Origin of the sequence: Streptomyces fradiae (assembly GCF_041270065.1) — a bacterium.
In the GTDB taxonomy this organism is placed as follows: domain Bacteria; phylum Actinomycetota; class Actinomycetes; order Streptomycetales; family Streptomycetaceae; genus Streptomyces.
The window spans coordinates 6,772,647-6,793,829 of the sequence record NZ_CP065958.1; the positions used below are offsets into that span (position 1 = coordinate 6,772,647).

The window sequence follows — 21,183 nt, forward strand, 5'->3', positions numbered from 1 at the left end:
GGACTCAGGCCTCCGGGATCTCGAACTTGGTGGTGCGCTGCATGCCGGCGGCGCGGCCCTTGCCGGAGATGACCAGGGCCATCTTGCGGGAGGCCTCGTCGATCATCTCGTCGCCGAGCATCGCGGAGCCCTTCTTGCCGCCGGCCTCGGAGGTGTAGTAGTCGTACGCGTCGAGGATCAGCTCGGCGTGGTCGTAGTCCTCCTGCGAGGGCGAGTAGATCTCGTTCGCGGCGGCGACCTGGTCCGGGTGCAGCACCCACTTGCCGTCGAAGCCCAGGGCGGCGGAGCGCTGGGCGACCGCGCGGTAGCCCTCCGGGTTGCGGATCTGCAGGTAGGGGCCGTCGATCGCCTGCAGGTTGTTGGCGCGGGCGGCCATCAGGATGCTCATCAGGATGTGGTGGTAGGCGTCCGCCGGGTAGCCGGGCGGCTGCTCGCCGACGACGAGGGACTTCATGTTGATGGAGGCCATGAAGTCGGCCGGGCCGAAGATGATCGTCTCGACGCGCGGCGAGGCCTGCGCGATCGCGTTGACGTTGTTCAGGCCCTGGGCGTTCTCGATCTGCGCCTCGATGCCGATCTTGCCGACCTCGAAGCCCATGGTCTTCTCGATCTGGGTGAGCAGCAGGTCGAGCGCGACGATCTGCTCGGCGTTCTGCACCTTCGGCAGCATGATGCAGTCGAGGTTCTGGCCGGCGCCCTCGACGACGGTGACGACGTCACGGTACGTCCAGTGGGTCGTCCAGTCGTTGACGCGGACCACACGGGTCTTGCCGGTCCAGTCGCCCTCGTTCAGGAACTTCACGATGGTGTGGCGGGCGTCCGGCTTGGCCAGCGGCGCGCACGCGTCCTCCAGGTCGAGGAAGACCTGGTCGGCGGCGAGGCCCTGGGCCTTCTCCAGGAAGCGCGGGTTGGAGCCGGGCACCGCGAGGCAGGAGCGGCGCGGGCGCAGCCGGTTCACAGGGGAAGCGGGCGTGCTGGTCATGCGGGGACCTCCGTACTTTCAAGGGGGCTGAGCTGGTTGGCTTTCCGGATCTCGTCGACGATACGACCGATGATCCCGGTGATACCGAAGTCCTTCGGGGTGAAGACCGCGGCCACGCCGGCGGCCTTGAGCTCCGCGGCGTCGGCGTTCGGGATGATTCCGCCGACCACGACCGGGATGTCGGCCGCTCCGGCGTCCTTCAGCCGGTCCAGGACGTCCGGCACGAGCTGGGCGTGCGAGCCGGAGAGGATCGACAGGCCGACCGCGTGCACGTCCTCCTCCAGGGCCGCGTCGACGATCTGCTCCGGCGTCAGCCGGATGCCCTGGTAGACCACCTCGAACCCGGCGTCGCGGGCCCGCACGGCGATCTGCTCGGCGCCGTTGGAGTGCCCGTCCAGGCCCGGCTTGCCGACCAGGAAGCGCAGCTTGCCGACGCCCATGTCGGCCGCCGTGCGGTCCACCTTGCGGCGCACCTCGGCGAGCGGGGAGCCCTCCTCGGCCGGCACGGCCACCGGGGCGGAGGAGACGCCGGTCGGGGCGCGGAACTCGCCGAACACCTCGCGCAGCGCCCCGGCCCACTCGCCGGTGGTGACCCCGGCGCGGGCGCACTCCAGGGTGGCCTCCATGAGGTTGCCGGTGCCCTTGGCGGCCTCCTTCAGGCGCTCCAGGGCCTTGCACGGCCGCGGGTGGTTGAACGGCGGCTGGTAGCGGGTGTCGCGCCAGGTTCCCAGGGCGCCGACGACGCGGGCCTCGACGGCCGGGTCGACGGTCTGGATCGCGGTGTCCAGGTCGGCGGTGAGCGGGTTGGGCTCGGTGGTCTCGAAGATGTTGACGCCGATGATCTTGTCCTCGCCGGACTCGATCCGGGCCCGCCGCTCGGCGTGCGAGGAGACCAGCTGCGCCTTGAGGTAGCCGGACTCGACGGCGGCCATCGCGCCGCCCATCTCCTGGATCCGCTCGATCTCGGCCAGGCACTCGGCGACCAGGGCGTCCACCTTGGCCTCGATGACGTGCGAGCCGGCGAAGATGTCCTCGTACTCCAGGAGGTCGGACTCGTGGGCGAGCACCTGCTGGATCCGGAGCGACCACTGCTGGTCCCAGGGGCGCGGCAGGCCCAGCGCCTCGTTCCAGGCCGGGAGCTGTACGGCGCGGGCGCGGGCGTCCTTGGAGAGCGTCACGGCCAGCATCTCCAGGACGATGCGCTGGACGTTGTTCTCCGGCTGGGCCTCGGTCAGACCGAGCGAGTTGACCTGCACGCCGTAGCGGAAGCGGCGCTGCTTGGCGTCCTCGATGCCGTACCGCTCACGGGTGACGGTGTCCCAGATGCGGCCGAAGGCGCGCATCTTGCACATCTCCTCGATGAACCGGACGCCGGCGTTCACGAAGAACGAGATCCGGGCGACGACCTCGCCGAACCGCTCCTCGGGGACCTGCCCCGAGTCGCGGACGGCGTCGAGGACGGCGATCGCGGTGGACATGGCGTAGGCGATCTCCTGGACCGGCGTGGCGCCGGCCTCCTGCAGGTGGTAGCTGCAGATGTTGATCGGGTTCCACTTCGGGATGTGGTTGACCGTGTACGCGATCATGTCCGTCGTGAGCCGGAGCGAGGGGCCGGGCGGGAAGACGTGCGTCCCGCGCGACAGGTACTCCTTCACGATGTCGTTCTGGGTGGTGCCCTGGAGCTTGGTGATGTCCGCACCCTGCTCCTCGGCGACCACCTGGTAGAGCGCCAGGAGCCACATGGCGGTGGCGTTGATGGTCATCGAGGTGTTCATCTGCTCCAGGGGGATGTCCTGGAACAGCCGCCGCATGTCGCCGACGTGCGAGACGGGCACGCCGACCCGGCCGACCTCGCCGCGGGCGAGGACGTGGTCGGGGTCGTAGCCGGTCTGCGTGGGCAGGTCGAACGCGACCGAGAGGCCGGTCTGGCCCTTGGCGAGGTTACGCCGGTAGAGCTCGTTCGACGCCTCGGCGGTCGAGTGGCCGGCGTAGGTCCGCATGAGCCACGGCCGGTCCTTCTGACGCTCTGTCATCTGTGGTCCCTGGTTCAGAGGTTGCGGAATCAGACGTTACGGAAGCGATTGATCGCGTCGATGTGCTGGGCGCGCAGCTCGTGGTCGCGCACGCCGAGGCCCTCCTCGGGCGCGAGCGCGAGCACGCCGACCTTGCCCTGGTGCAGGTTGCGGTGCACGTCGTAGGCGGCCTGGCCGGTCTCCTCCAGGGAGTAGACCTTCGAAAGCGTCGGGTGGATCTTGCCCTTGGCGACCAGCCGGTTGGCCTCCCAGGCCTCGCGGTAGTTGGCGAAGTGCGAGCCGACGATCTTCTTCAGCGACATCCACAGGTAGCGGTTGTCGTACTCGTGGTTGTAGCCCGAGGTCGAGGCGCAGGTGACGATGGTGCCGCCCTTGCGGGTGACGTAGACGCTGGCGCCGAAGGTCTCGCGGCCCGGGTGCTCGAAGACGATGTCCACGTCCTCGCCGCCGGTCAGCTCGCGGATCTTGCCGCCGAAGCGCTTCCACTCGCGCGGGTCCTGGTTCTGCTCGTCCTTCCAGAACTTGTAGCCCTCGGCGTTGCGGTCGATGACCGCCTCCGCGCCCATGGAACGGCAGATGGCGGCCTTCTCCGGGGAGGAGACGACACAGATCGGGTTGGCGCCGCCGGCCAGCGCGAACTGGGTGGCGTACGAGCCGAGGCCGCCGCTCGCGCCCCAGATCAGCACGTTGTCGCCCTGCTTCATGCCGGCGCCGTTGCGGGAGACCAACTGGCGGTACGCGGTGGAGTTCACCAGGCCCGGCGCCGCGGCCTCCTCCCAGCTGAGGTGGCCGGGCTTCGGCATCAGCTGGTTGGACTTCACCAGGGCGATCTCGGCCAGGCCGCCGAAGTTGGTCTCGAAGCCCCAGATGCGCTGCTCGGGGTCGAGCATCGTGTCGTTGTGGCCGTCGGAGGACTCCAGCTCGACGCTCAGACAGTGCGCGACGACCTCGTCGCCGGGCTTCCAGGCGTTGACGCCCGGGCCGGTGCGCAGCACGACGCCCGAGAGGTCGGAGCCGATGACGTGGTACGGCAGGTCGTGGCGCTTGGTGAGCTCGGACAGGCGGCCGTAGCGCTCCAGGAACGCGAAGGTCGACACCGGCTCGAAGATCGAGGACCAGACCGAGTTGTAGTTCACGGAGGAGGCCATGACGGCCACCAGCGCCTCGCCCGGGCCGAGCTCGGGGAGGGCGACCTCGTCGAGGTGGAGCGACTTGCGCGGGTCCTTGTCGCGGCTGGCGACCCCGGCGAACATCTCCTGCTCGTCCTTGTGGACGGTCACGGCGCGGTACGACTCGGGGAGCTTGATGCTGGCGAAGTCCGCCGACGTGGAGTCGGGCGACTGGATCGCGTCCAGGATGTCCTTCACGGGATGCCTCCGGCGGTGCGGCGTCCTGCGGGGGACGCGCTGAGGGTTACGTCGGGGTTGGTGCTGTGGAGGTGTGCCGTCGGTTCGGCGCGGTGGTGCGGTGGCGGCGCCGTGGTGGGGCGCAGGAGGTGCCTGTGACGCAGGCGTCCGGGCGCACGAGCAGGATCGCTTGTGGGGACAGCCGGCGCACGAGGTGATCTCTGCGCGCCGGCCGCCCGGACACCTTCAACGTATGGCACGCCGTGTCACGTGACAAGGCACTGCGTGCCAACAATTTCACTCAGATGCAATCTGGTGGTCACGAATGAGCGATGATCGATCGAAAATGCCCCTGAACTGGGCGGATACGACGAGGGCCACCCCCGGAATCCGGGAGCGGCCCACGTCGTGACGTGATGTTCAGCTCTTCCTGAGCGCCTGCTGGATCGTCCGCATGACCTCGTCCAGCGGTGCGTCCGTCCGGGCGACGGCGACCACCACGCCGCCCGTCGTGGAGGCGGTGGCGGCGGCCGGCCGGACCGGCTCGTCCGCGGCCCTGGCGCTCTCGGCCGGCACGGTCCCGGGCCGGGCGCCTATCCCGCTGCCGAAGGTCTCCCGGACGATCGCGAAGGCGTGGTCGAGCTGCGCCTCCACATCGCCTTGGCCGCCGGCCCGCAGCCAGCGCCGCAGCACGTGGTTGTGGGCCGTGACCACCGCCGACGCGGCCACCTCGGCGAGCAGCGGGTCGTCGTTGCCGTCGTGGTGGTCGCGCTCGTCGAAGTGCCCGAGCAGATAGCGGGTGAAGAGACGCTCGTAGCGGGCCACCGAGGCGATCTCGCGCTCGCGCAGCGTCGGCACCTCACGGGTGAGCCGGTAGCGGGCCACGGAGACCGCGGGCGCGCCCGCGTACATCTTCATGACCTCCTTGATGCCCCGGCACACCGTGTCGAGCGGGTGCTCGTGCGGCGGTGCGGCGTTCAGCACCGCCTCGGCGCGCACCAGGGTGTCGTCGTGGTCGGGGAAGATCGCCTCTTCCTTGGAGCGGAAGTGCCGGAAGAAGGTCCGCCGGGCCACCCCGGCCGCCGCCGCGATCTCGTCGACGGTGGTCGCCTCGTACCCCTTGGTGGCGAACAGCTCCATGGCCGCGCTGGCGAGCTCCCGGCGCATTTTCAGCCGCTGCGCGGCGGCACGGGTCCCCGCCGCGCTCTCCGGGGCGTCGGGCGTGGACGTGGCACGGGGTGTCTTCGCGGCCTTGGACATGTCCCGAACGTACTGCATCGGAGCGGCAGTGCGCCCAGGTGGGGGAGGGGAGCCCGGCCCGGCACCGGCGGTGCCCGGCGGGCTGAGCAGCCCTCCCCATCCCCCGTACGGCCCGGAGCCCGGCTCAGCGGCGGGCATATTCGCGGAAGCCACGGCCCGTCTTGCGGCCGAGGCAGCCCGCGGCCACCAGGTGCTCCAGGAGCGGCGCCGGGGCCAGGCCCGGGTCGCGGAACTCGCGGTGCAGGACCTTCTCGATGGCGAGCGAGACGTCCAGGCCGACCACGTCGAGCAGCTCGAACGGACCCATCGGGTAGCCGCCGCCCAGCTTCATCGCGGCGTCGATGTCGTCCAGGGTGGCGTAGTGCTCCTGGACCATCTTGATCGCGTTGTTGAGGTACGGGAAGAGCAGCGCGTTGACGATGAAGCCGGCCCGGTCGCCGCAGTCCACGCCGTGCTTCTTGATCTTGGCGGTGACCTCGCGGACGGTGGCGTGGACGTCGTCGGCGGTCAGCACCGTACGGACGATCTCCACCAGCTTCATGGCGGGCGCCGGGTTGAAGAAGTGCATTCCGATGACGTCCTGCGGGCGGTTCGTCGCCTTGGCGCAGGCGACGACCGGCAGCGAGGAGGTCGTGGTGGCGAGGACCGCGCCCGGCTTGCAGATCTTGTCCAGGCGGGCGAACAGGTCCTGCTTGACCGCCAGGTCCTCGGCGACCGCCTCGACGGCCAGGTCGACCTCGGCGAAGGCGTCGAGCGAACCGGCCGGGGCGATCCGGGCCAGCGTCTCGTCGCGCGCCTCGCCGGTCATCCGGCCCTTGTCCACGGAGCGGCCGAGCGACTTGGCGATCCGGGCCTTGGCGGTGTCCGCCTTCTCCTGCGAGCGGGCGGCCAGGACGACCTGGTAGCCGGCCTTGGCGAAGACCTCGGCGATGCCGGAGGCCATGGTGCCCGAGCCGGCGACGCCGACCGAGCGGACCTCACGGCCGACGCCGTCGGACGCCGAGTCCTGCGGGGTGAGCGCGTCGGCGACGACCTCGGCGGAGCCGGCGGACGCGTAGCTGTAGAAGCCGCGGCCGGACTTGCGGCCGGTCAGACCCGCCTCGCTGAGCTGCTTGAGGATCGGGGCCGGGGCGTGCAGCCGGTCCCGCGAGGAGGCGTACATCGCCTCCAGGACGGTACGGGCGGTGTCGATGCCGATCAGGTCGAGCAGCGCCAGCGGCCCCATCGGCAGACCGCAGCCGAGCCGCATCGCGGCGTCGATGTCCTCGCGGGAGGCGTACTTGGCCTCGTACATCGCGGCGGCCTGGTTGAGGTAGCCGAAGAGCAGCCCGTCGGCGACGAACCCGGGGCGGTCGCCCACCGCAACCGGCTCCTTGCCGAGCTCCTGGGCGAGGCGCGTGACGGCGTCCACGTGCCGCGGGTCGGTGAGAACCGAGGAGACCACCTCGACCAGCTTCATCGCCTGGACCGGGGTGAAGAAGTGCAGGCCGAGCACGCGCTCCGGGTGCGCGGAGTCGGCGGCGAGGCGGGTGACCGAGAGGGCGTTGGTGCCGGTGGCGAGGATCGCGTCCGGCCGGACGATGCCGTCCAGGGCGCGGAAGACCTCCTGCTTGGTCTCGTACGCCTCGGGCACGACCTCGATGACGAGATCGGCCGCGGCGGCCGCCTGCAGGTCGGAGTAGGTGCGGAAGCGGGCGAGGACGTCCTGCCGCTCCTGCTCGGTGATGCGCTCGCGGGCCACCGCGCGGGCGGTGGAGGCCTCCAGGGCGGCGACGGCCTGGGCGGCCGCGGTCTCGTCGATGTCGATGCCGATGACCTCGCGGCCGGCCCGGGCGAGGACATCGGCGATGCCCGTGCCCATGGTGCCGAGACCGACGACGGCGATGGTGGAGAGAGGGGTGTCCATCAGGGGACTCCTGGGAGAAGAGTGACGACTGAAGGCAGCGCGCGAAGAAAGGAAGGCGCGGTGGGCCCGGAGGTCGAGGGAAAGACCAGCAGGGCGTGGAAAACGGGCGACGGACCCTGTCCCGGAGTCACGTCGAAAACTGCCGAACCGAACGAACGAACACAACGGCTGCGTCACCAGGCCGTCGTGCGGAGTGCGGGGGGTGGCCCGCTCACCTGAGATTAACTGCCCGGTAACGAGCACGCCAGTCCTGGGAAGTTGAGGAAAGTGTGATCTGGGTCGCGGATAGGCTGCGGAATATGAATTTCGCTGCGGACCCCGAATTCTGCTCGATGATCGATCGTTTGCGAGAAGAGATCGAGAATGACGGAGGGGAGGTTCCCGCGGCATTCGAACAACTCGCCGGACCGCTCGGTACGGAGGAACTGCACGCGGCTCTCACCGCACCCGGGCAGCCACTCTGGGCCCGCGAGATCGCCGCCTTCCGGCTCGGCCTGGCCGGCGACCCCCGCGCCTTCGAGGCCCTGGTCCTCCTGCTCAACCACCGCGACCCCGGGCGCTGTGTCTCCGCCGCCCACGCCCTCACCCGGCTCGGCGACCCGCGCACCGCCCGCGCCGCCGCCGCGCTCGCCACCAACGAACTCCGCGTCGCCTACGCCCTGCTGCCGGTCCGGCTGCTCGCCGCCCTGCGCGCCCCGGAGAGCGCGCCCGCCCTCGTCACCGTCCTGCGCCGCCGCCTCGCGCCCGGCGACCCGCACTGGCGCGTCGGCCTCGCCTGCGTCGAGGGGCTCGGGGCCCTGGGGGAGCTCGGCGGCCCGGACGCCCGGGAGGTCCTGACCGCGGCGGTGCCGCACCCGAGGCTGGGGGAGGCGGCCCGGGAGGCGTTGCGGCGGCTGTGATGTGCGTCCCGTCGGGGAGACGGGCGGGGTCCGTTGTTGACACTTTTTATTACGGTGTCCGGCACCGGTCACTCATCCCTGTTTTCCGTCGATGCGGAGGCGGAACATGCCCCCTGCGACCCCGCCCGCCCTCTCGGCGCCTGCCCTGTCGGTATCTGCCTTGTCGGTGCCCGCACTGTCGGTGAGCGCCCATCATGTGCGGGCCGCCCTGCTCGGCGCCGAACGGCACGGCATCGCGCCCGCGCCCCTGCTCGCCCGGGCCGGACTGCCCGCGGAACTCCCCGCCCGGGTGCCCGCCCGGCAGTTCGGCCGGCTCGTCGGCACGCTCTGGCGGCGCCTGGACGACGAACTCCTCGGCTTCGGCGAGGCGCCGAGCCGCTTCGGGACCTTCGCCACCATGGCCGACCTGGTCGTGCACGGCAGCCGCGACCTGCGCGAGGCCCTGCACCGCGGCGCGTCCTTCTACCGCCTCTTCCCGGCCGGCCCCCGCTTCCGGCTCGTCGAACCCGCCGCGCCCGAGGGCGAGTTCGCCGACGAGGCGCGCATCGACTTCGACGTCTCCGGCTACGACGACCCCGTGCGCTTCGGCGCCGAGACCACCGTCGTCGTCACCCAGCGCTTCGCCGGCTGGCTGATCGGCCGCCGACTCGGGCTGCGCCGGGTCGAGTTCGGCTACCCCGAACCCCGGCACGCCCACGAGTACGCCCTGCTCTTCCGCGCCCCCTGCGTCTTCGGCGCCCCGCGCACCGCCGTCGTCCTCGACCGCGCCGACCTCGACGCCCCGGTCCGCCGCGACGCCGCCGCCCTGCGCGCGCTGCTGCGCCGGATCACCCTCGACGTCCTGGTCTGCCGCGACGCCGTCACCGCCGTCACGGTCACCACCCGGGTCCGCCGGCTGATCGCCGCCGCGCTCCCGGCCGGCCCCGTGCCGCCGCCCGAGGAGGTCGCCCGCCGGCTCGCGATCAGCCCGCAGACCCTGCGCCGCCGGCTGGCCGCCGAGGGCACCTCGTACCAACGCCTCCGCGACCAGGTGCGGCGCGACCACGCCCTCGCGGAACTCGCCCGCGGCGCGCTCTCCATCGAGGACCTCTCCCGCCGGCTCGGCTTCTCCGAACCCAGCGCCTTCCACCGGGCGTTCCGCCGCTGGACCGGCGCGACCCCGGGGGCGTACCTGCGGCACGTGCCCTGAGGACGGAGCCTTACGGGGGTACGGAGTCCTACGGGTTACGGGCTCCGCCACCGGGGCGCTCGCGCGACGGCGTCCGTACGGGCGCAGCGTGAGCGGTACGGTCACGGCGGGCCCGGAGCGCCGGGCCTACCGTCCCGGCCATGGAAGAGAACTCCCTGCCCGGCGCCGCACGGCCGCCGGGCCCCCGAAGATGAGCGCCCGCCGGGCGGTGCCCGCCGCCCTCACCGGGCTCGTCCTGCTCTGCCTCCTCGCGGGCGTCGCGGTGACCGCCCTCAGCGTGAAGGTCGAGGGATCGAGCATGGCGCCCACCCTGCACGACGGCGACCGGCTGCTCCCGGTGCCCGGCTCGGCCGGCGAGGTGCACCGCTTCGACGTCGTCCTGCTGCGCTCGCCGCGGCAGAACGCGCTCCTGGTCAAACGGGTCATCGGCCTGCCCGGCGACCGGATCGCCATCGTGTCCACCGCCGAGGACCCCTTCCAGGTGCTCCTCCAGGAACAGGGCCGGGGCCCCGTCTACCGTGTGACGGCACGTCAGTGGACCGGCCAGGCGCGGCGGACCGGGAACTGCTGCACCGCCGACGGCGCCCGCTCGGCCCGGCCGGAGCTGCGCACGGTGCCGGCCGGGTCCTTCTTCTATCTCGGCGACAACCCCGATCTCTCCGACGACTCCCGTGCCTACGGCTGGGGCGAGATCGCCCGGGTCGAGGGGCGGGTCGGTCTGCGCGGCGGCCTCGTGCCGACCTCGCCGGAGCTCGGGGCGCCGCCGGTCCTGGAGGAGGGGTGGGGGAGCGGCCTGGCGGGCGGGGGGCCGGGTCCGGGACCCTGAGCGGGCCTCAGCCCGGGACGCGCTCCTCGCCCGTGCTCAGCGCGATCCGCAGGAAGACGTCGGCGATCCGCCCGGCCGACTCCTGCGGCGAGCCCGCCGCCTGCACGATGTGGCTGGCCGTCAGGCGTACGGCGGTGTCGACCGCGAGCTCGCGCGCGACCGGGTCCACGGCGGGCCAGGCCTCGGCCACGTACGCGCCGGCCATCGCCGACGCGGTGGCGAACGCCGCCTGGGAGCGGGTCGTCAGATAGGGGAGCAGTCCGTCGTCCCGGGCGCTCGTGAGCATCGCCTTCACCAGCGGATTGCGCGCGGCCAGGGTGAGGGTGAAGTCCGCCGCGGCGGTGACGGCCGCCCGCAGGTCGTCCCGGTGCGCGTCGAGGGCCGCCTGGATGCCGACCAGGCAGCGCTCCAGCTCGCGCTGGAACAGGGCCTCGCCGACCGCCTCCTTGGACGGGAACTCCGAGTACAGCGTCTGCCGGCTCACGCCCACGGCGCTCGCGATGTGCGCCATGCGCAGCTTCTCGAAACCGCGGTCCGCGACGAGTTCGTACGCGGCGTCCAACAGGCGCTCGCGCAGCAGCGTGCGCACCGTCTCCCTGAACCTGGCCATCGGCCCAGCCTAGTGGAGAGGAATTTTCCATCCCCTCTGTCCAGACTGTTGACACATCCTCTAATACTGTCCAATTCTCGAACAAGTGGCCACGCAGTGTCACGGCCGTGACACCGATCCCCGCATCCCCACCCGCGCACCGCGCGGGACGACGGTTGGAGAAGGCACATGTCCGAAGAGATCAGTGAGACCCGGGAGATCCGGGAGACCCGGGGCGTCACCCGCTGGCGCAGATCCGTCTTCCTGGTGGTGCCGGCCGCCGCGGCCGTCGCCGGGATGGCGACCGCGATGGTCCAGGGCGCCCTGGCCGCGAACCTCTCGCTGACCAGCGTCCCCTTCACCCTCAGCTCCAAGACGGTCGCCGCGCCCTCCGGCATCGGCGCCGTCATGCACACCGTCGACGCCGGCGGGCCCAAGGGCGCCGCCGAGGTCGGCATCGCGCAGGCCGGACTCGACGGGCTGTGCGTGCACGCGACCCAGTCGGTCAACCTCCCGGTCATCGGCAGCCTCGGCACCTGGTCGCTCAACATCTCCTCGCCGGCCGCCGCGACCCCGCTCACCCCGGACCAGCTCGCGGCGGGCGAGGGCCTCCAGGCCCGCAAGCTCATCCTGGACGCCCAGGCCCTCAAGGCGTCCAAGGCGACCCTCGACGCCACGGACACCACGCCCAACGTGATCGGTGCCGCCGCCGACGGCGCCGGCATCAAGGGCACCGGCATCAACGACGGTTCGGCGGGCCAGTTCGGCCTCGACGCGACCGGCGGACGCACCACGATCGAGAGCCTGAAGGCCGACGCCAACGGCGCGACCATCGCCGGCGCGATCACCCTGCCGGACCTCGCCATCGGCATCGCCCACGGCGAGACGACCTGCTGATTCCGTACCTCCGCACCCCCCACGGGTACGGGGCGCCGCCCGCACCGGACGCGGCGCCCCGGACCACCGACTCCCCCCCGGCCCCCTCACCGTTGCGAGGTCCGTATGACGCACGACCCGGAGCCCGAAAGCGCAGCACCCGTGTCCGAGCCGGGAGCCGCGCCCGCACCCGTACCGCGCGCGGGCGGTCCGCTGCCGCGCGCCCGGCTCGCCTTCCGGCGCTGGCGCCGCACCCGGCCCTTCTGGGCGGCGCTGTGGACCGGACTCGGCGGCTTCGTGATCCTCTTCCTGCCGCTCGCGCCGCTCGGCAAGATCCTCCAGATCGGCGTCGGCGGCATCGCGGGCATGGCCGGCGGAGTGCTCCTGATGGCGATGGCACTGCTGATCCTCTTCCTGCCCAGCCAGCGCCACACCGCGGGCGTCATCGCGGTGATCGCCGGCGTCGCCTCCTTCCCGCTGTCCAACCTCGGCGGCCTGTTCCTCGGCATGTTCCTCGCCGTGCTCGGCGGCGCCATGGCCTTCTCCTGGCTGCCCGAGAAGCCGGCCCGCCGGCGCCGCGGCCGTCCCGCCCCCGCCCGGGAAGGGAGCGCCGTCGCATGAGCGCGTACCCCAGCCCCCGCGAGACCGCCCGCGCACTGGCCCGGGCCGGCGCCCGCTGGAACGCCGAGATGCTCGCCGAGGCCGCCGACGGCACCCGCCGCGGCACCCGGTGGGGACGCGGCGCCTTCGCCCTCGTCCCGGCCGCGCTCGCCGTCGGCGCGCTCGGCGGCGCCATGTCGCAGGGCGCCCTCGCCGCCAACTTCAGCGTCACCGGCCAGCCCTTCACCCTCACCTCCAACGGAGTCTCCGGCACCGGCTTCGGCGCCATCGTCAACACCCCGCCGGTCGGAAAGCCCGACGGCACCTCCACCGCCACCACCGGCATGGCCCGGGTCGGCTTCGCCCAGGCCGGGCTCGCCGGACTGTGCGGCATCGTCCATCAGTCGATCGCCGGCCTGCCGTACTCCCTGCTCCTGACCGCCGGCCAGCAGGTGACCACAGCCCCGCCCGCCACCTTCACCACCGACATCGACGCCTCCAACCTCTACATCCAGGCCACCGAACTCCAGTCGTACGGACCGACCACCCTGCAGAACGCGGTCATCGGCCAGTCCGCCGACCAGGTCCTCGTCGACGGCCGACCGCTCACCGGCGCCGTGCCCGGCGGCTTCGGCCTCGGCTCGGCCGGCGGCCCCGGCGGCAGCTCCGTCAATCTGCACGGCCTCAACGCCACCGCGTACGACGCCGAGATCGCCGGCGCCCTCGTGCTGCCCCAGCTGGACATCCGCATCGTCGGCGGAACGGCGACGTCATGCTGAGCGACGCCCGGCGCTGGTTCCGGGCCTTCCGGCGCACCCGGCCGTTCTGGGGCGGCCTCTGGCTGGTCGCGGGCGGCTGGACGGTGCTCAAGTTCTCGCTCAGCTCGGTGCAGTTGATCGTGAACACCGGCTTCGGGGGAGTGGCCGGCTACCTCACCGGCGGCGGCATGATCCTGTGCGGGCTCATCCCGATCGCCGCACCCCGCCAGCGCTACACCTTCGGTCTCATCGGCACCGTGCTCGCGGTGGTCTCGCTGGTCGTGTCCAACCTGGGCGGCTTCCTGGTGGGGATGGCCCTCGGCGTGCTGGGCGGTGCGATGACGGTCGGCTGGGGCCCCAAGCGCCCGGGCCGCCCCGCCCGCCGCCTTGCGGAGGAGAGCTGATGCGCCGGACACTCGCCGTCGCCGCTGTGCTGCTCGTCGCCGTCGCCACGGCCGTCCTGCCGGACCGGGCCGGCAACGCCGCCCCGCGTGCCGCGGCGGAGGTCGTCCCGCTGGGCGTGCCCTTCCTCCCGTCCCCGTACCCCCTCGACGTACGGATCGACAGCCTGGTCGCCACCTCCCTGACCGCGGAGCTCGGCGTCACCATCCGTCTGTCCGACGGCTCGACGGTGCAGACGAACAAGTACACCTTCACCAAGCTCAAGGTCAGCCGCCACATGAGGGTGACCCAGCGCGCCGACGGCCACACCCTGACCATCGACGTGCCGAACCAGGGCTCGCTCGGCGGCTACGACAGCGCGGGCAACCCCGAGACCACCACCATGTGGGGCACGATCGACAACATCTGCGTCCTGCTCATCGCCTGCCACATCCAGGACCTGCTCAACTTCTTCGGTCAGTTCATCCCGCTCACCTCCGGCGCCACCGACTTCCGCGGCACCATCTACGCGATCCGCACCGTCGACGACCACGCCGCGCTCAACTCCACCGACAACCCCGTCCACCTGCCCGGCACGATCACGGTGACCAGCCCATGACCGCCGCCCCCGGCCTCGAGGAGGGGCGCACGCACTGGCGGCGCTCGCTCGCCGTCGCCCTGCCCGCCCTGCTCGCGGCCGGCTCCCTGGCCGCCGCGATGACCGGCGGCGCGCTCGCCGTCGACCTCCGCATCCAGGACCGGCCGGTGGACTTCACCACCAGCAGTCTGTACGGCACCCAGTACGGCGCCGCCGTCGTCGACCAGACCGTGGTGCGGCCCGACGGCACCACCGGCTCGCTGCGCGTGCTGCGCATGGGCTTCGCGGACGGGGTCATCAACGGGTTGTGTTTGAGCCAGCGCCAGCAGATCGCCGGCGTGACCTACACCCTGCTCCTCACCCTCGGCGACACCGACCCCGGCACCTGGGAGATCCGCACCAAGAACACGGTCCTGGACCTGCGCGACGCCACCGGCGAGCTGGACATGGACGGCATCGTCGACCTCAACGTCAACGGCGCCGACGTGAAGACCGTCAAGGACGCCACCGGCGCCTACCTCCCCAACCCGCTGGACAGCCCGCAGCACCGCTTCGGCATCCAGGCCCGCTACGCCAAGTTCGACGCCATCACCGGCACCGCCCAGGACATGCAGATCCCCGGTCTGCTCACCACCCCGAGACTGAGCGTCGCCGTGAAGCCCGGCACGGTCGCCTGCCCGAAGCCCGCCGCCCCCACCGGCACCCCCGGGACGCCCGGCGCCCCCTAGGAGCTGAGCGCCGGGCGCGGCGGGTCAGCGGACGTGGCCGAGCAGTCCGTGCAGGGTCATGCCCGCCTCGGGAGCCGCGCCGCGGGTCTCGGCGGGCTTGGCGGGCTCCGGCTCCGGGAGCGTCTCGCAGACCGCGTCCGCCTCCGCGCCGGCGTTCGCGGCGCGCGGCACCTTGCCGGTGGAGAGGTAGGCGGTGAGGTGCTCGTCCATGCAGTCGTTGCCGGCCAGCGTCACGCCGTGGTTGCCGCCGCCCTCCTCGACGACCAGGCTGGAGCCCCGCACCATCCGGTGCAGCGCGACCCCGCCCTCGTACGGCGTGGCGGCGTCGTCGGTGGCCTGGAGGATCAGCGTGGGCGGCACCTGGTCGTTGTGCACGTCCGGCGGGGACAGCGGCTCGACCGGCCAGAAGGCGCACGGCGCGTTGTACCAGGCGTTGTTCCAGGTGGAGAACGGCGCCTTGGCGTGGGTCTCCCAGTTGTCCTTGCGCCACACGCTCCAGTCGCGCGGCCAGGCCGCGTCCCGGCACTGCACGCTCGCGTAGACCGAGTAGCCGTTCTCGGCCGACGCGTCCGCCGCCGCGTAGTCCTCGTACGCCTTCACCAGCGGTGCGCTGTCCTGGTCGTTGACGTAGGCGGCGAAGGCGGTCGCGAGCCGCGGCCAGTAGCCGTTGTAGTAGCCGCCCGGCAGATACGTGTCCTCCAGCTCGCCCGGCCCGACCTTGCCGCCCGCCGGCGTGGTCGCCAGCTCGTCGCGCATCCGGTACCAGGCCGCCTCGACCGCCGTCGGGTCGGTGCCGAGCCGGTAGGTCGCGTCGTTGCGGGCCACCCAGGCGGCGAAGTCCTTGTGCCGGGTGTCGAAGGCGTAGTCCTGCGAGAGGTTGTCCTCGTACCAGACGCCGTGCGGGTTGACCACGGAGTCCAGGGCCATCCGCCGGACCCGCTCGGGGTAGAGCCGCGCGTACACGGCGCCGAGGTAGGTGCCGTAGGAGTAGCCGAGGTAGTTGAGTCTCGGCGCGCCGAGGGCGGCGCGGATGGAGTCCATGTCGCGGGCGGTGGAGACGGTGTCGATGTACGGCAGCACGTCGGCGTACTTGTCGCCGCAGGCCTTCGCGAACGCCTGGGCCCGCTCGACACCGGCCCGTTCGCCCTCGGCGCCGTGCGGCACGGAGTCCGGGCGCACCGGATCGAAGTGGCCGGGGCGGCAGTTCAGGGCGGGCTCGCTCTTGCCGACGCCGCGCGGGTCGAAGCCGATGACGTCGTACTGCGCGGCCAGCTTCGGCGGCAGCGAGGCCGCGACGTAACCGGCCATCCCGCGACCGCTGCCGCCCGGTCCGCCGGGGTTGACGAGCAGCGGGCCCTGGAAGATCTTCGCCGTGTGCGCGACCCGGGTCAGGGCGAGCGAGATGCTCCGGCCGGCCGGGTCGTCGTGGTTGAGCGGCACCCGGAGGGTGGCGCACTGGAGCTTCGGATATGCCCTGGTCGGGCAGTCGGTCCAGGTGAGCGGGGCCACGGGACGGGTGGTCGGGCCGGGCTCGCTCGCGGCGGTGGCGGGCGCGGGCAGGACGGTGACCGTCCCGGCGACCAGCGCCCCAGCGGCGATCAGTTTTCCTGCGCGGGGTTTCATACGGCCTCCGTGCCCCGTGGCGGGCGCGAAAGGACCGTTTCGGTGGAGAGTTGACCCGTTCGGCGTACGTGACACGCCGTCAGGGACCTCGCTTTACGGCGACCGGCGTGAGACCGCCGTCGTCAGGAGGCTGAGCTGCTCGGCCGCCGGCACGCGCGCGTGGTGGTCGGGTACGGGGCCGGCCGCGCGTCGCCGTTCCGGGCGGGGGGTCGCGCGCCCGCCCGGGCCCATACCGAACTCGGCCGCGAACTCGTGCACCTGACGGGTGATCCGGCGCTGGTACCAGGTGGGCGCGTAGGCGCCGCCCGCGTACATCCGCTCGTAACGGGCGATCAGTTCGGGGTGGTGACGGCCCAGCCAGGTGAGGAACCACTCGCGGGCGCCCGGCCGCAGGTGAAGCACGAGCGGTGTGACCGAGGTCGCGCCGGCCTCGGCGACCGCGCGGACCGTGGCGCGCAGCTGTTCCGGCCGGTCGCCGAGGAACGGGATGACCGGGGCCATCAGGACCCCGCAGCCGATGCCGTGCCCGGCGAGGGTGCGGACGACGTCCAGGCGCCGCTCGGGGGCCGGGGTGCCGGGCTCGACGGTGCGCCACAGCTCCCGGTCGGTGAAGCCGACGGAGACGGACACGCCGACCTCGGTCACCTCGGCGGCCTGCCGCAGCAGCTCCAGGTCGCGCAGGATCAGCGTGCCCTTGGTGAGGATCGAGAACGGGTTGGCCCGGTCCCGCAGCGCCTCCAGGATCCCGGGCATCAGCCGGTAGCGGCCCTCCGCGCGCTGGTAGCAGTCGACATTGGTGCCCATGGCGATGTGCGCGCCCTGCCAGCGCGGCGAGGCGAGGTGGGCGCGCAGCAGCTCCGGGGCGTTCAACTTCACCACGATCTGGGAGTCGAAGCCGATGCCGGTGTCCAGGTCCAGATAGCTGTGGGTCTTGCGGGCGAAGCAGTACACGCACGCGTGCGTGCAGCCGCGGTACGGGTTGACCGTCCACTCGAAGGGCATGCGGGAGGCGCCGGGCACCCGGTTGACGATCGACCGGGCCCGCACCTCGTGGAAGGTGATCCCCTGGAACTCGGGTGTGTCGAAGGTACGGGTGGTGACGGCGTCCCGGCCGAACAGCGCGAGGTCGGCGGGCGCGGCGGGAGCGATGGCACCGGTGTGATGCGTGGTGTCGCCGGCGGTGTCGGCCAGATGGTCCCAGCGCATGGACGCCTCCTCGGTCGGCGGTGGTGAGTGCCAGAATAGAACACGTGTTCCCTTGATCGCCGCAACCCCGATTTTGGGCCCCGGCGCCCAGGTGATTGGCTTGACCCACATCCCCGTGAGCACCACGAGAACAGCTGGAGGAAGTGCCATGGCGCAGGTCGAGGCCACGACGGAGCGGATCGTCGCCGCCGACGCGGAGACGGTGTTCGACGCGCTCGCCGACTACACCGGCACGCGCGGGAAGCTGCTCCCCGAGCACTTCAGCGAGTACGAGGTGCGCGAGGGCGGCGACGGCGAGGGCACCCTCGTCCACTGGAAGCTCCAGGCCACCAGCAAGCGCGTCCGCGACTGCCTCCTGGAGGTCAGCGAGCCCACCGACGGGCAGCTGGTCGAGAAGGACCGCAACTCCTCCATGGTCACCACCTGGACCGTCACCCCGGCCGGCGAAGGCAGGTCCAAGGCCGTGGTCACCACCGTCTGGAACGGTGCCGGCGGCATCGGCGGCTTCTTCGAGCGCACCTTCGCGCCCAAGGGCCTCGCCCGGATCTACGACGCCGTGCTCGCCAACCTGGCCACCGAGGTCGAGAAGTAGTCCCGAGCGTGAGCCCCCGGGGCGGGAAGTAGCCTCGGGAAACCGGAACCCCGAAGTAACGCTCCGAATCGTCACCGATTCGAGTGGTTTCCCCGCGACCCCCGCAAGAGTGCCCGGCGCACCCGGGGGTCGCGCACCACCCGGTAAACGCGCTGATGAGCGCCCCAAGTGCGCCGCCGCGCAGGGACGTTCAACCACACCGGCCCCACCCGTCCCCCGTACCGCCCGACTTGCTCCCGCTTCGCGCGCAATGCGAAGAATGACGCGCGCAGAGGGCGTGGCGAGGGGAGTGACAGGTGGGTGCCATCACGAGCGTGAAGGACGCCGAAGCGGCTGGGGGCGCGGTGCCGCCCCTCGTGGGCGAGCCGCCCCCGGACCTGGTCGCGGAACCGGCCGCCACGGGTCCCGAAGACGCTCCCGGTTCCGAAGACGGTCCCGGTCCCGGAGGCAGTGCCGATGCCGGGCCCGATGCCGGGCAGGCCCTGGACCCCCGCCGGGTCCGGCTGGTCTTCGTCGGCCTCATGCTCGCGCTGCTCCTCGCCGCGCTGGAACAGATGATCGTCGCCACCGCCCTGCCGAAGATCGTCGGTGAACTCCAGGGCCTGGACCGGATGTCCTGGGCGATCACCGCGTATCTGCTCACCGCCACCATCGGCCTGCCGGTCTACGGCAAACTCGGCGACCTCCTCGGCCGCAAGGGCGTCTTCCTCTTCGCGATCGTCGTGTTCGTCATCGGCTCCGGGCTCGCCGGCTGGTCGCGCACCATGGACCAGCTCATCGCCTTCCGCGCCCTCCAGGGCGTCGGCGCCGGCGGCCTGATGATCGGCGTCCAGGCGATCATCGCCGACATCGTGCCCGCCCGCGAACGCGGCCGCTACATGGGCCTCATCGGGGCCGCGTTCGGCCTCGCCTCGGTCGCCGGACCGCTGCTCGGCGGCTTCTTCACCGACCACGTCTCCTGGCGCTGGTGCTTCTACTTCAACGTTCCGTTCGGGCTCGTCACCCTGGTCGTCGTCGCGCTCGTCCTCAAGCTCCCCAAGCCGGCCGCCCGTGCCCGCTTCGACGTCCTCGGCACCCTGCTGCTCGCCGCGGCCTCCACCTGCCTGGTGCTGCTGACCAGTTGGGGCGGCACCGAGTACGCCTGGGGCTCGCGCGTCATCCTCGGCCTGGGCATCGGCGCCGCGGCGGCCGCCGTCCTGTTCCTCGTCGTCGAGCGCTTCGCGGCCGAACCCCTCATCCCGCTGCGGCTGTTCCGCGACTCCGTCTTCACCGTCACCAGCCTGGTCGGCGCGGTCGTCGGCATCGCCCTCTTCGGCGCCGCCAGCTATCTGCCCACCTTCCTGCAGATGGTCGAGGGCGCCAGCGCCACCGAGTCCGGCCTGCTGATGCTCCCGCTGATGGGCGGCATCGTCGTCGCCTCCGTCGTCTCCGGACAGCTCATCAGCCGCACCGGCCGCTACAAGGCGTACCCGGTGGCGGGCGCCGCCGTCGCCGCCCTTGGCATGTGGCTGCTCTCCCGGATGGACACCGACACCCCGCGTCTCCAGCACAGCCTGTGGCAGGCGGTCCTCGGCACCGGCATCGGCCTGATCATGCCGGTCCTGGTGCTCGCCGTGCAGAACTCGGTGCGGCCCGCCGACCTCGGCACCGCGACCAGCGCCCACAACTACTTCCGGCAGATCGGCGGCAGCGTCGGCGCCGCCGTCTTCGGCACGCTCTTCGCCGCCCGCCTCGACGACGCGCTCGCCGAACGGCTGCCCCGGGACGGTGCCGCCGCCGCGCTGCCGCCGGCGGACTCGGTCACCCCGCAGACCGTCCACGCGCTGCCGCCCGCCCTCCGGGACGCCTTCGTCCAGGCGTACGCCGACGCGATGCCCCGGATCTTCCTCTACCTCGTGCCGGTCCTCGCGCTCGGCCTCGTCCTCGCCTTCTTCCTCAAGGAGAAACCGCTGGTGTCCCACCACACCCCCACCACCGAGGCCCCCGCCACCACCCCGATCCCGTCCGCCCGGACGGCTCCCGCACCCGGGGTGCCGGTCTGCGGCCATGTGCAGCACCCGGACGGGAGCAGCGTGCCGCGCGCGGCCCTCACCCTCATCGACGTCGCGGGGACGCAGATCGGCCGGGGCGCGAGCGGCGACGACGGCCGGTACGCGCTGAGCGTGCCGGGCTCCGGCTCGTACGTCCTGATCGCCGCCGCCGGCGGGCACCAGCCGCAGGCGGTCTCCGTGACCGTCGGCGAGCGCCCGGTCGAACTCGACGTGGTGCTCGGCGGCGCGGGCCGCCTCGCCGGCACCGTGGTCACCGCCGACGGGACCCCGGTCGGGGACGCGGCCGTCACCCTCACCGACGTACGCGGCGAGGTCGTCGCCTCCACCCGCAGCGGCCGTGAGGGCGGCTACGTCATCGGCGAACTCGTCGCCGGCGAGTACACCCTCGCCGCCAGCGCCCCCGCCTTCCGCCCGGCTGCCCTCCCGGTCACCGTCCAGTCCTCCCGCGAGACCCGCCAGGACATCGAACTCGCCGGCGGCGCGGTCCTCCGCGGCACCGTCCGCGCCGGCGCCGGCCGCCCCGTCGAGGACGCCCGCGTCACCCTCCTCGACGCCGCCGGCAATGTCGTCGACACCCTCACCACCGGCCCCGACGGCGCCTTCCGCTTCGTCGACCTCTCCTCCGGCGAATACACCGTCATCGCCGCCGGCTACCCCCCGGTCGCCACAGTCCTCCAGGTCGCCCGCGGCGGCCGCACGGAACGCGACCTGCAACTGGGCCACGAGGACTGAGGGGGGCG

General features: G+C 72.3%; 19 protein-coding genes. 11 read left to right on the forward strand and 8 right to left on the reverse strand.

Features of this window, described 5'->3' with window-relative positions:
* Positions 1-4: 4 nt before the first annotated feature.
* From JAO84_RS30745 to JAO84_RS30765, 5 genes are all read right to left on the reverse strand, one after another.
* Positions 5-982, reverse strand: coding sequence for a CoA ester lyase (locus tag JAO84_RS30745; RefSeq protein WP_265867875.1), 978 nt, complete (start codon positions 980-982; stop codon positions 5-7).
* Positions 979-3,033: a protein meaA gene (locus tag JAO84_RS30750; protein WP_265867901.1), complete on the reverse strand. Its 2,055-nt coding sequence runs from the start codon at positions 3,031-3,033 to the stop codon at positions 979-981. Before JAO84_RS30750 ends, JAO84_RS30745 begins: the two co-directional genes overlap by 4 nt.
* An 11-nt stretch (positions 3,034-3,044) precedes the next feature.
* Positions 3,045-4,382, reverse strand: coding sequence for a crotonyl-CoA carboxylase/reductase (gene ccrA / locus JAO84_RS30755; RefSeq protein ID WP_370415753.1), 1,338 nt, complete (start codon positions 4,380-4,382; stop codon positions 3,045-3,047).
* 399 nt (positions 4,383-4,781) lie between these two features.
* A complete protein-coding gene (locus tag JAO84_RS30760) occupies positions 4,782-5,621 on the reverse strand; it encodes a TetR family transcriptional regulator (RefSeq protein WP_370415754.1) in 840 nt (279 codons plus the stop codon).
* A 124-nt stretch (positions 5,622-5,745) separates the two neighbouring features.
* On the reverse strand, positions 5,746-7,527 hold the full coding sequence (locus JAO84_RS30765) for a 3-hydroxyacyl-CoA dehydrogenase family protein (RefSeq protein WP_370415755.1): 1,782 nt from the start codon (positions 7,525-7,527) through the stop codon (positions 5,746-5,748).
* Between the two features lie 299 nt (positions 7,528-7,826).
* Here JAO84_RS30765 and JAO84_RS30770 point away from each other — a divergent pair, with 299 nt between their 5' ends.
* The 3 genes from JAO84_RS30770 (at position 7,827) to lepB (ending at position 10,441) form a co-directional block, all read left to right on the forward strand.
* Positions 7,827-8,426: a HEAT repeat domain-containing protein gene (locus JAO84_RS30770; RefSeq protein ID WP_370415756.1), complete on the forward strand. Its 600-nt coding sequence runs from the start codon at positions 7,827-7,829 to the stop codon at positions 8,424-8,426.
* Between the two features lie 181 nt (positions 8,427-8,607).
* Positions 8,608-9,615 carry an AraC family transcriptional regulator gene (locus JAO84_RS30775; protein WP_370415757.1) on the forward strand — a complete coding sequence of 336 codons (1,008 nt, stop codon included), beginning with the start codon at positions 8,608-8,610 and terminating at the stop codon, positions 9,613-9,615.
* An 88-nt stretch (positions 9,616-9,703) separates the two neighbouring features.
* Positions 9,704-10,441: a signal peptidase I gene (gene lepB, locus JAO84_RS30780; protein WP_370415758.1), complete on the forward strand. Its 738-nt coding sequence runs from the start codon at positions 9,704-9,706 to the stop codon at positions 10,439-10,441.
* A 7-nt stretch (positions 10,442-10,448) separates the two neighbouring features.
* On the opposite strand, the gene JAO84_RS30785 is transcribed toward lepB, so the two are convergent.
* Positions 10,449-11,051 carry a TetR/AcrR family transcriptional regulator gene (locus JAO84_RS30785; protein ID WP_370415759.1) on the reverse strand — a complete coding sequence of 201 codons (603 nt, stop codon included), beginning with the start codon at positions 11,049-11,051 and terminating at the stop codon, positions 10,449-10,451.
* A 168-nt stretch (positions 11,052-11,219) separates the two neighbouring features.
* On the opposite strand from JAO84_RS30785, the gene JAO84_RS30790 reads away from it, so the two are divergent.
* From JAO84_RS30790 to JAO84_RS30815, 6 genes are all read left to right on the forward strand, one after another.
* Positions 11,220-11,927, forward strand: a complete 708-nt coding sequence (locus JAO84_RS30790; protein WP_370415760.1) for a DUF6230 family protein — start codon at positions 11,220-11,222, stop codon at positions 11,925-11,927.
* Between the two features lie 141 nt (positions 11,928-12,068).
* Positions 12,069-12,527 carry a DUF6114 domain-containing protein gene (locus JAO84_RS30795; protein ID WP_370415761.1) on the forward strand — a complete coding sequence of 153 codons (459 nt, stop codon included), beginning with the start codon at positions 12,069-12,071 and terminating at the stop codon, positions 12,525-12,527.
* Positions 12,524-13,285: a DUF6230 family protein gene (locus tag JAO84_RS30800; protein WP_370415762.1), complete on the forward strand. Its 762-nt coding sequence runs from the start codon at positions 12,524-12,526 to the stop codon at positions 13,283-13,285. The genes JAO84_RS30795 and JAO84_RS30800 overlap by 4 nt, the downstream gene beginning before the upstream one ends.
* Positions 13,279-13,668 (forward strand): DUF6114 domain-containing protein, encoded by a 390-nt coding sequence (locus tag JAO84_RS30805; protein ID WP_370415763.1) that lies wholly within the window; start codon positions 13,279-13,281, stop codon positions 13,666-13,668. The genes JAO84_RS30800 and JAO84_RS30805 overlap by 7 nt, the downstream gene beginning before the upstream one ends.
* The gene (locus JAO84_RS30810; RefSeq protein WP_370415764.1) at positions 13,668-14,264 is read left to right on the forward strand and encodes a hypothetical protein; all 597 of its coding nucleotides are present in this window, start codon (positions 13,668-13,670) and stop codon (positions 14,262-14,264) included. The genes JAO84_RS30805 and JAO84_RS30810 overlap by 1 nt, the downstream gene beginning before the upstream one ends.
* Positions 14,261-14,971, forward strand: a complete 711-nt coding sequence (locus JAO84_RS30815) for a DUF6230 family protein (RefSeq protein WP_370415765.1) — start codon at positions 14,261-14,263, stop codon at positions 14,969-14,971. The genes JAO84_RS30810 and JAO84_RS30815 overlap by 4 nt, the downstream gene beginning before the upstream one ends.
* A 24-nt stretch (positions 14,972-14,995) precedes the next feature.
* Here the strand turns inward: JAO84_RS30815 and JAO84_RS30820 are convergent, their stop codons facing one another.
* Together JAO84_RS30820 and JAO84_RS30825 are read right to left on the reverse strand one after the other, a co-directional pair.
* Positions 14,996-16,594 carry an alpha/beta fold hydrolase gene (locus JAO84_RS30820; RefSeq protein WP_370415766.1) on the reverse strand — a complete coding sequence of 533 codons (1,599 nt, stop codon included), beginning with the start codon at positions 16,592-16,594 and terminating at the stop codon, positions 14,996-14,998.
* Between the two features lie 93 nt (positions 16,595-16,687).
* Positions 16,688-17,800 (reverse strand): Rv2578c family radical SAM protein, encoded by a 1,113-nt coding sequence (locus JAO84_RS30825; protein ID WP_370415767.1) that lies wholly within the window; start codon positions 17,798-17,800, stop codon positions 16,688-16,690.
* A gap of 148 nt (positions 17,801-17,948) precedes the next feature.
* On the opposite strand from JAO84_RS30825, the gene JAO84_RS30830 reads away from it, so the two are divergent.
* Positions 17,949-18,392 (forward strand): SRPBCC family protein, encoded by a 444-nt coding sequence (locus tag JAO84_RS30830; RefSeq protein WP_265867884.1) that lies wholly within the window; start codon positions 17,949-17,951, stop codon positions 18,390-18,392.
* A gap of 296 nt (positions 18,393-18,688) precedes the next feature.
* Positions 18,689-21,175 (forward strand): MFS transporter, encoded by a 2,487-nt coding sequence (locus JAO84_RS30835; protein WP_370415768.1) that lies wholly within the window; start codon positions 18,689-18,691, stop codon positions 21,173-21,175.
* Positions 21,176-21,183: the final 8 nt, after the last annotated feature.